Annotated in this window: 13 protein-coding genes; all 13 read right to left on the bottom strand. The window is 32.1% G+C overall.

From position 1 onward, the window contains the following. Positions 1-49: 49 nt before the first annotated feature. On the bottom strand, positions 50-1,030 hold the full coding sequence (locus E4100_RS04850) for a gluconeogenesis factor YvcK family protein (RefSeq protein ID WP_167792079.1): 981 nt from the start codon (positions 1,028-1,030) through the stop codon (positions 50-52). Between the two features lie 13 nt (positions 1,031-1,043). Further along, positions 1,044-1,895: an RNase adapter RapZ gene (gene rapZ, locus E4100_RS04845; protein WP_135270918.1), complete on the bottom strand. Its 852-nt coding sequence runs from the start codon at positions 1,893-1,895 to the stop codon at positions 1,044-1,046. A gap of 11 nt (positions 1,896-1,906) precedes the next feature. Then, entirely contained in the window at positions 1,907-2,665 is a 759-nt protein-coding gene (locus E4100_RS04840; protein WP_135270917.1) for a PHP domain-containing protein, read from the bottom strand. Then, on the bottom strand, positions 2,665-3,573 hold the full coding sequence (murB, locus tag E4100_RS04835; protein ID WP_135270916.1) for a UDP-N-acetylmuramate dehydrogenase: 909 nt from the start codon (positions 3,571-3,573) through the stop codon (positions 2,665-2,667). Before murB ends, E4100_RS04840 begins: the two co-directional genes overlap by 1 nt. Positions 3,574-3,687: 114 nt before the next feature. Further along, positions 3,688-7,212 carry a pyruvate:ferredoxin (flavodoxin) oxidoreductase gene (nifJ, locus tag E4100_RS04830; RefSeq protein WP_135270915.1) on the bottom strand — a complete coding sequence of 1,175 codons (3,525 nt, stop codon included), beginning with the start codon at positions 7,210-7,212 and terminating at the stop codon, positions 3,688-3,690. Positions 7,213-7,329: 117 nt separating this feature from the next. Beyond that, entirely contained in the window at positions 7,330-8,268 is a 939-nt protein-coding gene (gene hprK / locus E4100_RS04825) for an HPr(Ser) kinase/phosphatase (protein WP_135270914.1), read from the bottom strand. A 3-nt stretch (positions 8,269-8,271) separates the two neighbouring features. Next, a complete protein-coding gene (locus E4100_RS04820; protein ID WP_135270913.1) occupies positions 8,272-8,505 on the bottom strand; it encodes a PspC domain-containing protein in 234 nt (77 codons plus the stop codon). Then, positions 8,505-10,358 (bottom strand): excinuclease ABC subunit UvrC, encoded by a 1,854-nt coding sequence (gene uvrC, locus E4100_RS04815; protein WP_135270912.1) that lies wholly within the window; start codon positions 10,356-10,358, stop codon positions 8,505-8,507. The genes E4100_RS04820 and uvrC overlap by 1 nt, the downstream gene beginning before the upstream one ends. A gap of 13 nt (positions 10,359-10,371) precedes the next feature. Then, the gene (locus E4100_RS04810; protein ID WP_135270911.1) at positions 10,372-12,150 is read right to left on the bottom strand and encodes an aminopeptidase P family protein; all 1,779 of its coding nucleotides are present in this window, start codon (positions 12,148-12,150) and stop codon (positions 10,372-10,374) included. Continuing rightward, the gene (eutH, locus tag E4100_RS04805; RefSeq protein WP_135270910.1) at positions 12,128-13,222 is read right to left on the bottom strand and encodes an ethanolamine utilization protein EutH; all 1,095 of its coding nucleotides are present in this window, start codon (positions 13,220-13,222) and stop codon (positions 12,128-12,130) included. Before eutH ends, E4100_RS04810 begins: the two co-directional genes overlap by 23 nt. Positions 13,223-13,291: 69 nt before the next feature. Continuing rightward, positions 13,292-14,014 carry an amino acid ABC transporter ATP-binding protein gene (locus E4100_RS04800; protein ID WP_135270909.1) on the bottom strand — a complete coding sequence of 241 codons (723 nt, stop codon included), beginning with the start codon at positions 14,012-14,014 and terminating at the stop codon, positions 13,292-13,294. After that, positions 14,007-14,663 (bottom strand): amino acid ABC transporter permease, encoded by a 657-nt coding sequence (locus tag E4100_RS04795; RefSeq protein WP_209315271.1) that lies wholly within the window; start codon positions 14,661-14,663, stop codon positions 14,007-14,009. Before E4100_RS04795 ends, E4100_RS04800 begins: the two co-directional genes overlap by 8 nt. A 66-nt stretch (positions 14,664-14,729) precedes the next feature. Further along, positions 14,730-15,524, bottom strand: coding sequence for a transporter substrate-binding domain-containing protein (locus tag E4100_RS04790; RefSeq protein ID WP_135270908.1), 795 nt, complete (start codon positions 15,522-15,524; stop codon positions 14,730-14,732). Between the last annotated feature and the right edge of the window lie 10 nt (positions 15,525-15,534).

Below are 15,534 nucleotides of genomic sequence, written 5' to 3'. Positions count from 1 at the left end.
ATACACTATAAGAATATTAATTTGTATAAATGTTTAGTTTAAAGCAAAACTATATTAAGTTAATTATTGTTTCGGACAATTTTTTAGCATTATGTCTTATGAGCTCATCTTTTATATTGATAAAATCATCTGATATAAATTTTATTCCTTTATCTTTTAAATAAGCTATATCTAGATCTTGAGGATAAATTGGCTTAGCTTTATCATGAATATATTTTGATAGTATGTCTGCTGGAATTTCTTTGTTATTTGCGATACAGTAGTCAACAAATCCGTCAACTGTGTGGTTTAAAATTGCTTCAACATGATCTTTAATTCCCATGTCATCCGTTTCACCTGGTTGAGTCATGATATTACATACATATACTACTTTTGCTTTTGAACTATTTATTACATTAACCATATCCTTAACAAGTAAATTAGGTATGATTGAAGTGTATAAGCTTCCAGGTCCTAATACAATGATATCAGCATTTACAATTGCATCAATTGCATTTTTTAGAGGATATGATATTTCAGGATTTGTCTTGATTCTCTTAATCTTACTTTTCTTTTCAATTGAAAGTAATGGTATTTTAGACTCTCCCTCAATTATCGACCCATCTTCTAATTCTGCAATTAGTGTTATATCATCTAATGTTACAGGCAAAACTTTACCAGTAATTTTTAGCACATTACTAGTTTCTTCTACAGCTTTTTCAAAACTTCCATGAATCTCATTCATTGCTGCAAGAAACAAGTTCCCAAAGCTTTGGCCTTTTAAGCTGCCTTCCTTAAACCTATATTGTAACAATTTTTCCATGGTAGGTTCCGTATTTGCTAAAGCGATTAAGCAAGATCTTATGTCCCCTGGAGGTAACATCCCTAAATCTTCTCTAAGGCGGCCACTGCCTCCGCCATCATCAGCTACTGTGACAATCGCAGTTATACTTTGTGTTTTCTCCTTAAGTCCTCTCAGCAGTACAGATAAACCTGTACCTCCTCCTATAGCAACTATATTTTTCCCATCTCGTTTTATAGTTTCCACCATATTATTTTCCCCTTTATTGAAAATCCCTATGAAATAGCATAGTACTGTGCCCTTTCTTAGATAATTCATTTGCCAATTCTTCAGCAATTGCAACAGATCGATGCTTTCCCCCAGTGCAGCCTATGCCTATAACAAGTTGGCTTTTCCCTTCGTCTATATAATGGGGTATTAGGAATTCTATTAAATCTAATGTCTTTAGTAAAAATGTATTTGTCTGTGGCCATTTAAACACATAATCTCTTACAATCTTTTCTTTACCTGAATGTTCTTTTAATTCTGGAATGTAATATGGATTGGGGATAAATCTAACATCAAATACCATATCAGCATCAAGCAATATCCCATTTTTAAATCCAAAAGATGAAATTAATATTGTTATTTTCTCGCGTTTCTCACCTTTTATGAATATATTAGTCATTTCAGCTTTTAACATTCCCAGATTGAGTTTAGAGGTATCAATTATATAGTCTGCTTTTGATTTTATATCATTTAATATTTCTCTTTCCTCTTTTATTCCATCAATTATACTTCCATTAGCGTTAAGAGGATGCGGTCGTCTAAGCTCTTTAAACCTCTTTATTAGAACCTCATCAGATGCATCTAGAAAAACTATTTTGTAATCAATTTGCATATCCGAAAGCTTCTCCAGTTCTTCGTATAAGCTTTTAAAAAATTCTCCACCTCTTATATCAACGACGACACATGCTTTTTCAATATGTTTAGTAGATTTATATGTCAATTCTGCAAACTTTGACAGTAATTGAGGAGGTAAATTATCCATACAATAATAACCCATATCCTCCATGACTTTCATAGCTTGGGATTTTCCTGCACCTGACATTCCTGTTATTACTACTATTTCCATAAAACTCACCTCTATATAGCATTAACTACCCTGTTTTTGTCTAATCCTGAAGATAAAAAGATTTCAAGTCCAAGCTCAAAATTTCCAACTTCTTTAGAACTGTGGGCATCACTATTTATATAAAATTTAACATTTGCGTTTTTTAATAATTTCAAGTCTTCTAAATTGAGATTTCCATGCCTTGAATTTATCTCTAATGCCACATCTCTTTTCTCAGCTTCTTGAGCCAATTTTAAAATATCTAAATTCACTTTAGCACCGGGATGTGTGATTATATCAATAGGAAAATTCCTTATAGCGTTGATGTAAGATTCAGTAATGACTTCTGTAATTTCATCAAGTTTATAACCGGATAATTTAGCTATTTGGCTATTAACATATAAATTCATACCTTCTCTTATACTCTTTGGGGTTGAACCATAGTGAAATCCCATCAACAAAACATCAATCATCTCAATAATATTTTCGTCCACGTCTATTTGTCCATTTAACCCAACAAGATTGGATTCTAATCCCATGAGTACTTTTAGTCCTTTCGGAGAATAAATTTCGTTTAACCTATTCACTTCTTCTCTAATTAGTTTCAGATTTTTCCTTCTCACCCCATACAAATAATGTGACGGTCCGTGCTCACTTATCACAATAGTTTGAAGTCCTTTTTTATAAGCAGCTTCCACATTCTCCTCTATTGTGGATTTAGCATGCATTCCTTTAATAAGAAAACCACTACTATATATCGTGTGAGTGTGAAAATCACCTGTTATTTTCATTATAAATCTTCTCCAACAACTTTAATTTCTAGTTCTAAATCCACCCCATGCACATCTTTGACAGTTTTTTGAACTATCTTTATGAGTGTTGAAATATCCTTATAAGTTGCGTCCCCTAAATTCACTATAAATCCACAGTGCTTTTGAGAAACTTGAGCATCTTTATATCTTAAGCCCCTTAATCCGGCAGTATCTATAAGTTGCCCAGCAAAATGCCCTTCAGGTCTTTTAAAAGTACTGCCAGCACTTGGCAATTCTAAAGGTTGTTTTAAAGCCCTTTTTTCATTTAAATCTTGCATTCTATTGAAAATATCTTCATATTTCCCTTTTTTAAGAGAAAATTCAACTTCCAATACAACTAATTCTTCTTCAATCACTCTGCTCTTTCTATATCCAAAGTTCATTTCTTCATTTGTATAAGTGACTATCTCATTGTCTTTGGTTAAAACTGTTACTTTAGAAACGATATCTTTTATCTCTCCATTGTAAGCTCCTGCATTCATCATAACTGCACCGCCTACAGTACCAGGTATGCCAGAAGCAAATTCCATCCCTGTGAGATTGTTTTCTAATGCAAATTTTGATGTATTTGCCAATAAAGCTCCAGCTTGAGCTTTTATTTTCTCTCCTTCAACAGTTAACTTATCTATATTTCCGTTGATTTTTATAACAACTCCTCTTATTCCACCATCTTTAACTAATAAATTGGTGCCATTACCCATTATAAAGTATGGAATTTTCTCTACTCTTGCAATCTTTATAGCATATATAAGTTCGTCTAATGAATTTGGAATTATAAATATATCTGCGGGTCCACCAATTTTAAAAGATGTGTGATTTTTCAACAGCTCATTGTATCTTATATCAAAAAAAGAATATTTACTAAATAAGTTAATATAGTCTATCATCTTTCCCCACCTTATGATTTTATATTATATATCTTTAGTATTATAACATATTTACGTTTATTTATTAAATTTACTTAAAAAAACATGGTAAGAATTCTTACCATGTTTTTTAAACTAATCTCTTGCCATTTTTTTGTAAATTTCCAATCTATCTTTTGCAGCTTCTTCGGCAGCTTTATATAAAAGTTCTGCTTCTTCAGGGAATGTTAACTTCAATGAAGTATATCTCACTTCAGAGTCAAGGAATTCTCTAAATGGTTTTGTAGGCTCCTTAGAATCAAGAACAAATGGGTTTTTCCCCTCTTCTTTTAATCTAGGGTCGAATCTATATAAATGCCAATAACCTGTTTCTACAGCTAATTTTTCTTGTTTGACTGATGTTCCCATACCTGTTTTTATTCCATGATTTATACAAGGAGCATACGCAATTATCAATGATGGTCCATCATAGCTCTCAGCTTCTTTAATAGCTTTTAATGCTTGATTCATATTAGCGCCTAGAGCTATTTGAGCTACATATACATAGCCATATGTTGCGGCAATCATACCTAAGTCTTTCTTTCTAATCTTTTTACCTGATGCGGCAAATTTTGCAACTGCTGCAGTTGGAGTTGATTTAGATGATTGTCCTCCAGTATTAGAATATACTTCTGTATCAAATACGAGTACATTTACATTTTCGCCAGAAGCTAATACATGATCGAGTCCGCCAAATCCTATATCATAAGCCCAACCGTCTCCACCAAATATCCAAACAGATTTCTTAATTAGATAATCTTTTAATTCTTTTATAGTATTTAGAAGCTCATTTGCTCTATCGCTGTCAAACTTAGTATCTAATCTTGGTATAATCATTCCAGCGGCGGCTTTAGATGCTTTTCCATCTTCCATTCCTTCTAGCCAAGCTCTAAAATGTTCATTTAGATCAGTATCTAAATTAAGTTCAAGGAATTCTTCCATTGCTAATTTTATTTTTTCTCTAATCTTTTTATTTGCAACAGCCATTCCATAACCATATTCAGCATTATCTTCAAATAAGGAATTAGCCCATGATGGACCTTTGCCTTGTTGATTTGTGCAATATGGAGTTGATGGTGCACTTGCTCCCCAAATAGATGAACATCCAGTCGCATTTGCTATCATCAATCTATCTCCAAACAATTGAGTGACTAATTTTGCATAAGGTGTCTCTCCACAACCAGCACACGCACCAGAGAATTCCAATAATGGTCTTTGGAATTGTGAATTTTTAAGTGTATTTGTGTCAAACAAATCTCCTTTTTCCTTAACAGTCATTGCAAAATCCCAATTTTTAGATTGTACTTCATATTCTTCTTCAAATGGAGTCATAACCAATGCTTTTTCTTTTGCAGGACATACATCTGCGCAGTTTCCACAACCTGTACAATCTAAAACAGATACTTGAACCCTATATTCTAATCCATCAAATCCTTTTCCAATAGGTTTTAATGTTTCAAAAGTATCAGGTGCTTTTGCTTTTTCTGCCTCATCAACTAAAATTGGTCTTATAACAGCATGTGGGCAAACATATGAGCATTGATTACATTGGATACAATTTTCTTTAATCCAATGAGGTACATCAACTGCTATTGCTCTCTTTTCATATGCTGCAGTCCCATTAGGGAATGTTCCGTCTTCTCTTCCAACAAATGTGCTTACAGGTAGATCGTCCCCAACTTGTCTATTCATTGGTATTACAACATTTTTAATGAAATCTGGTATGTCTTTTTTACCTTCATTTTCGTCAAAAGCGTCTTTCCAAGATTCAGGAACTTCTATTTTTTCTAATGAGGAAATCCCTCTATCTACTGCTTCAAAGTTCATTTGAACAATCTTTTCGCCTTTTTTACCGTATTCTTCTACAATAGATTCTTTCAATTTTTCAACTGCTACATCGATTGGCAAAACATTTGAAAGTTTAAAGAATGCTGATTGCATAACCATGTTTATTCTTCCACCTAAGCCAATTTCAGAAGCTATCTTTGTAGCATTTATCGTATAGAAGTTAATATCGTTTTGAGCTATATATCTCTTCATAGATGCTGGTAAATTTTCTTCCAAAGATTCTCTATCCCATAGAGTATTTAGTAGGAAAGTTCCTCCCTTTTTCAAACCCCTTAGCAAATCATAGCTGTGTACATATGATTGTTTTGAGCATGACACAAAATCTGCATCAGTGATTAAATATGTTGATCTAATAGGTTTGTTACCAAATCTCAAGTGAGATATTGTAACTCCACCAGATTTTTTACTATCATATGAGAAATAACCTTGAGCATACATATCAGTGCCGTCACCTATTATTTTTATAGCACTCTTATTTGCTCCAACTGTACCATCAGAACCAAATCCCCAGAATTTACATTGGATTGTTCCCTCAGCAACAGTTTCTATATTTTCATCGATGTCTAATGATAAATTAGTAACATCATCTACTATGCCAATTGTGAATCCATTTTTTGGATTATCACTTTTTAAATTTTTGTATACTGCTAATAATTGAGATGGAGTTGTATCTTTTGATCCAAGTCCATATCTCCCACCAACGATGATTGGTTTGTTTTCTTTATTATAGAATAATGATTTTACATCTAAGTATAATGGCTCTCCAAGTGCACCTTTTTCTTTAGTTCTGTCTAAAACTGCAATTCTCTTAACTGTTTTTGGGCATACATCAAAGAAGTACTTTTCTGAGAATGGTCTATAAAGATGTACTTCAATTAATCCTACTTTTTCTCCCTTGCTTCTTAAATAATCTATGGTTTCTTCACAAGCTTTTGTTACTGAACCCATTGCGACGATAATATCAGTAGCTTCTGGATCACCATAATAATTAAATGGTTTATAATCTCTTCCTGTTAATTTATTAATTTCTTGCATATATGAATTTACTACATCTGGAATAGCTAAATAATATGGATTTGATGCTTCAACTGATTGGAAATATATATCAGGATTTTGTGCTGTTCCTCTAGTTACAGGATGTTCTGGATTTAATGCTCTATTTCTAAATTCCTTTAATGCATCATAGTCTATTAGCTTAGCTAACTCTTCATATTCAAGAACTTCTATTTTTTGAATCTCATGGCTTGTCCTAAACCCATCAAAAAAATGAACAAATGGAACTCTCCCCTTGATAGCTGATAAATGTGCAACACTTGCAAGATCCATTACCTCTTGAACTGAGCCCGAAGCCAACATTGCGAAACCTGTTTGTCTTGCTGCCATGACATCTTGATGATCTCCAAAAATACTTAACGCATGAGAAGCAATTGCTCTAGCTGATACATGAAATACTGCTGGTAACAATTCTCCAGCCATTTTATACATATTAGGTATCATCAACAATAACCCTTGTGATGCTGTATATGTAGTAGTCAATGCACCAGCTTGTAATGATCCATGCACTGCTCCTGCTGCTCCTGCTTCTGATTGCATCTCTGTTACTAATACTTTCTGACCGAATATGTTCTTTTTCCCATTAGCTGCCCATTCATCGACATGTTCGGCCATCGTTGAAGATGGAGTTATCGGATAAATTGCTGCAACATCAGTAAATGCATATGATATATATGCAGCAGCTTCATTGCCATCCATCGTCTTCATAATTTTACTCATCTATATTTACCTCCTTGATATTTTGATATATTTATTTATTAAAATTATTATCGTCACATTCAGTATATTAAAATAATGTATTAATGTCAACTTTTTGTCGAATTTAAAAATGTCTCCTTATTCTTTATAGAAAAATTGTCGCTCCTCTATTTTCTTCTTTACTCTTTCATTTAATGCCTCAGCTGCATTATATCCCAATCTTTTTTGCCTGTTGTTCTTTGCAGCAACTTCAACTATCATCGCTATATTTCTACCAGTTTTAACGGGAATCACCACTCTAGGTACCTCTATCCCAAGTATTTCTATTTTTTCTTCTTCTAATCCGATTCTATCATACTCTTTTTCTTCATCCCACGATTCTAGATGAACTACTAAATCTATATAATCAAACTGTTTAACAGCCCCAATACCATATATCCTCTCAATGTCAATAATTCCAATTCCTCTAATTTCAAGGAAATACCGTATTATTTCTGGACAGCTTCCTCTTAGAGTATCTTCTACTCTTTTTATCTCTACTAAATCATCAGCGATAAGCCTTGAACCTCTTGTTATTAGATCAAGAGCAGTTTCTGATTTTCCAACTCCTGATTTACCTGTTATTAATACTCCTATACCATATACTTCCATCATCACGCCATGTAAAGTGATTGTAGGAGCAAGTTTTAAACTAATGAGGTTTACTAAATCATTGATAATTCTTGATGTAGCTTTGTTCCCAACCACAAGATTTCGATCATGTTTTTCTGACAATTCAATAAGCTCATCAAATACAGGTAGATTCCTCGAAATAATGAGTACTGGAATAGGATAACTTAAAAATTTATCTAAAACTTGATATCTCTTCTCATCTCCTAAATCTGATAAATATTGCCATTCAGCACTGCCAATTATCTGAACTCTTTCTGGAACGAATTTTTCATAATATCCTGTCATCTGTAAGCCAGGTCTACTTATTTCAGTAGTGCTGATTATTACTTTTTCAATGTCTTTTGAGGAATGAAGGACTTTTAAATTCAGTTCCTTTATTATATCTATAAGAGCTACATATTCCAACGATTATTCCTCCTTAGGACTATCATCTTCCCAATATGCTTCTTCAATAGGTCTATGTGGTATTACAAGTGCGGCTATTATATATGCTATAATTCCTGTGAAAAATGCTGTGAATATAGTAATCAGTACCCATACTAACCTGATCAGTGTTGAATCTACCTCGAAATATTCAGCTATGCCACCACAAACTCCTGCTATTTTCTTGTCTGTATCGGATAAATACAATTTCTTTTTCACTATTTTTCCCCCTTATTAAAATGGTTATATAAACTTTCACTTGCTTTTTGAGTCATCCCAGGAACTTTATTCAGTTCTTCAATAGAAGCTGCTTTTATCTTTGAGATACTCCCAAAATATTTCAACAAGTTAATCTTTCGCTTCTCCCCTATTAAATTAATTCCGTCTAATTCCGATCTAAACATATCTTTAGATCTTAAACTTCTATGATAGCTTATAGCAAATCTATGCGCCTCTTCTTGTATTCTATATATCAATTTAAATGCTAAACTGTCCTTATCTAGATTTATTTCACGATTTTTATATATAATGCCCCTCGTCTTGTGAAAGTCATCTTTTACTAAACCGCAGACTTCAATGTTTATTCCTAGTTCTCTAAGCAAAGACCGAGCCATATTGACATGTCCTTTTCCTCCATCTACCATTATTAAATCAGGGAATATTGAAAAAGAATTAGATTTATTTTCATCGTTATTCGACTCTATCCCTCTAAGAAATCTCCTCCTTAGAACTTCTTCCATACTTTTATAATCATCTTGATAATCTAAGGTTTTTATTTTAAATCTCCTATAATCAGTCTTCTTCGCTTCTCCTTTTTCAAAGACAACCATTGATCCAACATTTCCAACTCCATTGATATTTGAAATATCATATGCTTCTATTCGGCTTGGCACTTCATCTAAATCCAAAACATATTGAAGCTCTTCTAATGCTTTCATGTTTTCTCGATGTTTTCTCAAAAATTTATCTCCGTATTTATCCAGCATATCTATTGCATTTTTCTTTGCCATGTCGACTAGTTCAAGTTTATCTCCCCGTTTAGGTACAGTTATCTTGACTCTATTTCCCTTTAAATCAGAAAGGTATTCCTCTATTAAAGACTGATCAGATATTTCTTCTTCCACTATAATTTCTTTAGGAATAAAATTTGCTCCTGAATAAAATTGTTTTATAAATGAAGCTATTATCTCAGGCCTGTCAGTTGAAAGATTGTCTTCTAAAATATAATGTTCACGGCCAATTATCTTGCCTTCTCTTACAAAAAATACTTGTACCAATACTTCTTCAATACCTCTTGCAATTGCTATTATATCTTCCTCAGTCAAATCAGGATTTGACATATTTTGTTTTTCAACAAGCACCAAAAGAGCTTGAATTCTATCTCTGTATATGCTTGCTAATTCGAAGTTTAAAGTATCTGAGGCATTTTTCATATCGTATTCTAACTTTTCAAGTATAGCATTATCTTTTCTACTCAAAAATCTGACAATTTGATCTATCATTTGATTATATTCATCTTCATCAGCCATTCCAATACAAGGCCCTTTACATCTGCCAATATGATAATTTAAGCAAGGTCTAAAGTTATCGGGGAGTTTGTTTAAATTCAATTTGCAATCCCTTATTGGAAATATGTCATGAAATACTTTTATGGCTTCATTTACAGAATATGCACTAGGATAGGGGCCAAAGTACTTAGCCCCATCCCTTTCAAGTTTTCTAGTTTTTAATATCCTTGGGTATTTCTCATTTACAGTTACTTTGATATAAGGGTACTGTTTATCATCTCTAAGAATTATGTTGTATTTTGGCCTATTTTTTTTAATAAGATTTGATTCAAGAATCAAAGCCTCTACTTCGTTGTTTACTATGATATATTCAAAATCACTTATATTCTTAACCATATTCATTACTTTTAATGAATGGTTCTTAGAATTGTTGAAATATTGGCTTACTCTTTTTTTTAAATTAATAGCTTTTCCAACATATATAATTTCATCTGACTTATCTTTCATTATATATACGCCTGGCATTTCAGGCAAAGATTTTAATCTTTCTTCTAAATCATACATTTAACCACCCTAATCAAATCTTTCTTGTCTTCTCCTTTAACCACTCTTTTTCTTCTTCAGTAAGATACGGACTTACCAATTCGTATGTCTTTTTGTGATAATCATTTATCCAATTTATCTCATCTAAAGTCAGCATTGATTTATCAATACAATTTCGATCTATATAACAGTATGACAATGTATCAAATGACATAAATTGATCTGTATCAACTGCAATATCTTTTTTTACTACTCCGACATTTTCTATTCTTATGCCATGTTTTCCTTCTTTGTATACCCCTGGTTCTATAGTTATAACCATGCCTTCTTCTAGTACTACATCATTATAAACTTGGGATATCCTTTGAGGGCCTTCATGAACATTTAGTAAATATCCAACCCCATGCCCAGTCCCAGATTTATAGTCAATGCCTTCTCTCCAAAGCGGAATTCTTGCTAATATATCGATAGAATAACCTGTTGAACCATACAAAAATCTCGCACTTAATAAATTAATATGACCTTTTAAAGTTAGGGTAAAATCCTTCTTTTCCTCCTCCGAGACATCTCCTACTGCTACTGTTCTAGTTATGTCTGTTGTCCCATTGTAATATTGTCCACCTGAATCCACTAAATATAGCCCTTTAGGAAGTATCTTTGACTTTTTTTCTTTTGTGGCACTATAATGCATCATAGCAGCATTTTCTTGATATGCTGAAATAGTATCAAAACTTGGCTCGATAAATCCTTCTTGTTCTTTTCTAAACTCTTCTAATTTTTCCGAAGCTATAAACTCGTCAATCTCGCCACTTGAAACATTTTTATCAATCCAGTAAAAGAATTTAGTGAGAGCAACAGCGTCCTTTCTATATGCAATCTTTAAATTATTTATTTCAACGTTATTTTTAATGGCTTTGTATTTAGTAGTAATATTAACTTCGTTTATCACTTTACAGTCACTTGGCATACAAGTATAGAGTTTTCTATTTATCCTAGATTTATCAAGCATGACACAACTAGTAGGTTCTAGCTTCTTTAGATCTTCAAATAAATCTAAATATTCTTTTACAAAAACTTTTTCTTTTTTTAATTCTTCTATTACTTCATCTGTCAATTTTCTATTGTCGAGATACAAATAAGCTTTATCTTTTGTAATTAAAGCATAGGACATGACAACAGGGTTGTTTAAAACATCTCTGCCTCTTATATTGAATAACCATGCTATATCATCTAAACTTGCCAAAACGAGATAATCTGCATTTTTATTATCAAGATATCTCCTTACTCTATCTATTTTATCTTCTGTGCTTTCACCAGTATATTCAATTCCCAGCTTAAAAATCTTTTTTAATTTTAACTCAGGCCTGTCTTCCCAAATCATTCCTACTAAGTCTTCGCTGTCATAGAGCCTTATATTCCTATCACTAAGTTCATTCATGATTTTCTCTACTAATTCTTCAGAAAAGATTTCACCATTAAATCCAATTGTATGCCCATCTCTTACATTTTGTTTTAACCATTCCAATAATGATGGATAGCCTTTAGTGTTCATTTTATAAAGAACAAACTCGGACTCACTTATCTCTTTCTCAGCTTGGATAAAATACCTTCCATCAGTCCAAAGTATCGCTTTATCTTCAGTAACAAGTGCAGTTCCCGCAGAACCTGTAAAACCAGTCAAAAATTCTCTTCCTTTGTAATGGTCAGCTACATACTCTGATTGATGTGGATCAGAAGTTATTTCGATGTAAACATCTATACCTCTATCCTTCATTAATTTCCTAAGATCTTTAATTCTTTGATTTACTATCACTCAAAAACCCCTTCCCTTCTTCATATTTTATCAATATAAAAGCAATAAATATCGCACTTATCCCAGAAATTAATTTCCCAACAATAAATGCATTTACTGTGTCTAGAGATACTGAAGAAATATATCCTAATTGACCTCCGAAAACAAATGCCCCACTAACTGCAAATGCAGCATTTATTACCTTGCCATTATTATCAAATTTGTCATATACAGAAAACATAGGCAAACAACTAGCTAAAGTAGACAACAAACCCAATATGGAGTATTCATTTAACCCGAATTTTTTTGAGATCCCAGCCAAAGGTTTCCTCAGTTTTTCTGAAGCAATTAATAACATTGGATAAGCACCTGACAATACCACTGCAATGCTTAATACAATTTTTGCACTATCTTCAATTGGTATTAACTCAGGTATTATTATTATATCGGTACTGAATTGAAATATGCCTACAATTAACCCCAATGTGCTTATAAAAAGTACTGTCTTTCCTATCACCTTAAAAGCAGCTATCGTAAAATCTTGGTATTTCATCAATCCTATAGTTACTATTATAGAAAATAATATAACCGGAATTAGATTTATTACCAAAGCTTTAATATCAACGTTTAACATCAATCCAGATATAAAAATACCTAAAGGAATTGTTGTTACTCCTGCTAAAATTCCTTTTAAAAACAATTTAAAATCATCTAATCTTATCATATTAATTGCTACTGGAATAGTAAATGATATTATAGTTCCTAATGTAGATGCAAGAACTACTCCATTAAGAAAACCTATTTCTTCATTATTAGCAATCGAAATGCTTGTTGTAAATCCACCTAAATCTGGTGCTAAAATTGATCCGATAAAGACAGATGGATCAAGATGTAAAATTTCAGAAAGAGGTATCAAAATAGGTACTATCAATTTAGCTATCAATGGTGATAAGCTATAAATACCTATTATAGTCAATGCTAGACTTCCCATCGCTAAAAATCCTTGATCAAACTTTTCTCCTAACCCTTTCTTATTGCCTAATAGTTTATCTATTCCAGCTATTAATGAGAAAAATAGCATTACATAAAGCATTATTTACCTCCAGTATAATATATTCTTAATTATACTACTTTAATATCATTTTTGCTATATACATTGACCCTATAGAATCTTCTTTAAAAAATCTCTTGTTCTTGGGTTTTTAGGATTAGTGAATATCATCTCTGGAACATCATCTTCAACAATTATACCTTCGTCCATAAAAATGACTCTCTTTGCTACTTCTCTTGCAAAACTCATCTCATGAGTTACTACTATCATTGTCATACCTTCAAGTGCTAATTCCTTCATTAATTCTAATACTTCTGAAACCATCTCTGGATCCAAAGCTGATGTGGGTTCATCAAATAACATAGCCTTAGGTTGCATTGCTAAAGCTCTTGCAATGGCAACTCTTTGCTTTTGCCCTCCTGATAATTTGTTTGGATACTCATCTCTTTTATTTTCTAAGCCTATTCTCTTTAATAACTTCATAGCTATGTCATGAGCTTCTTCTTTCGGAAGATTTTTTACTTTCATAGGTGCTAAAGTTATATTTTCTAAAACTGTTTTATTGTTAAAAAGGTTGAATTGCTGAAAAACCATCCCTATTTTTTGTCTATATTCTTCTATGTCCATTTTTTTATTCAATATTGACTTCCCCTCAAATATAATATCACCATTTGTAGGTTGTTCTAATAAATTCAAACATCTTAAAAATGTACTTTTCCCCGATCCACTCGGGCCGATTATTACAACTACTTCTCCTCTTTTTATACTAGTATTTATATTTTTTAGAACATCTAGTTCACCGAATTTTTTATTTAAATTTATTATATCAATCACTTTTCTTCATACTCCCTTCTATCTTACCTATTGCCTTTGACAATGTAAAAGTCATAATAAAATAAATCAACGCTGCATATACTAAAGGCATAAAAGGTTTATATGTTATTCCCCTTAATGTATCTGCATTGTACATTATGTCATGAATGCCTACAACCGAAACAATCGCAGATTCTTTAATCAAAGTTATAAACTCATTGCCTAAAGCAGGTAAAACATTTTTAAAGGCTTGAGGTAATATCACATATCTCATAGATAGTTTATTTGACATGCCAAGTGATTTTGCAGCCTCCTTTTGTCCTTTATCTATTGAATTAATTCCAGCTCTTATTATTTCAGCGATATAAGCTGAGCTATTTAAAAAAACCGCAATCGTACCTAGAGTCATTCTACTCAATTCAAAAGGCAAAGCCATTGGCAAACCATAGTACACTATATAAAGCTGCAATAACAGTGGAGTCCCTCTAATTATTTCAATATACGCACTAGAAACAATCTCGAAAATTTTTATATTTGAGATTTTTAATAAGCAAACAATAATTCCTAAAAAAGTCCCAAAAATAACCCCAAATAAGCTTATCATCAAAGTGATTTTTGCACCTTCTAAAAAATAACTATAATAAGTGGTTATAAATTCTATATCTATCATATCTTTCTCCTTTCAACTAAAAGAAAAGCAAAGGAGATAAATCTCCTTTGCTGAGGAATACATTGTTTAATCTAATGATGCATTCTTTATATATTCATCTATAGTTTTATTTTCTATCAATCTGTTGAGTGTAGTATTTATAGATTTAAGTAAATCTTCATTACCTTTATTTACAGCAACAGCGACTCCGGCTTCTTTCCCTAATTCAATATCAGATAAACTCAAGTCGCTATTTTCTGAGGCATAAGCTTTAGCAACTGGTTCTACTAAAATAACTCCATCCACTTTATTATTTTTTAATTCTAAGATTAGATCAGTTATTTTACTCAATCCAATATAATTAGCTTTACTGAATTTACTCAAAGCCATTTCTTCTTGAAGAGTTGATTTCTGAGCTCCAATATTTAAGCCCGCAAAATCATCAATTGACTTTAATTTATCTTTATCTTCAGTTCTAATTAACAATGCATGTTCTGCTTCATAATATGGAATTGAAAAATCAACCATTTTTTCTCTTTCTTCACTAGGCACTAATCCTGCAACGATTAAATCAATGTCATCCATTGTTAATGCAGGCAATAATCCTTCAAACTTCATATCAATTATTTCTAGCTCAACGCCCATATCTTTGGCTATTTCTTTGGCTATCTCAATGTCAAAACCGACAATTTGATCTTTCCCATTTACCATTTTATGATATTCATATGGTGGATAATCGGCTGCAGTTCCTAGCACTAATTTCCCAGATTCTTTTATAGCTTCTAGTTTAGACATAGTAGATTTGTCATTATTTGTTGTACACGAAGATAAAGTCATAGCTACTATTGCTAATGCAATCACTACAATTATTTTTTTATTCATTTTTATTCCT

Origin of the sequence: Soehngenia longivitae (assembly GCF_004684055.1) — a bacterium.
In the GTDB taxonomy this organism is placed as follows: Bacteria; Bacillota; Clostridia; order Tissierellales; family Tissierellaceae; genus Soehngenia; species Soehngenia longivitae.
Note: the sequence above shows the minus strand (reverse complement) of the source record. Positions and strands in the feature narration are given on the sequence as shown.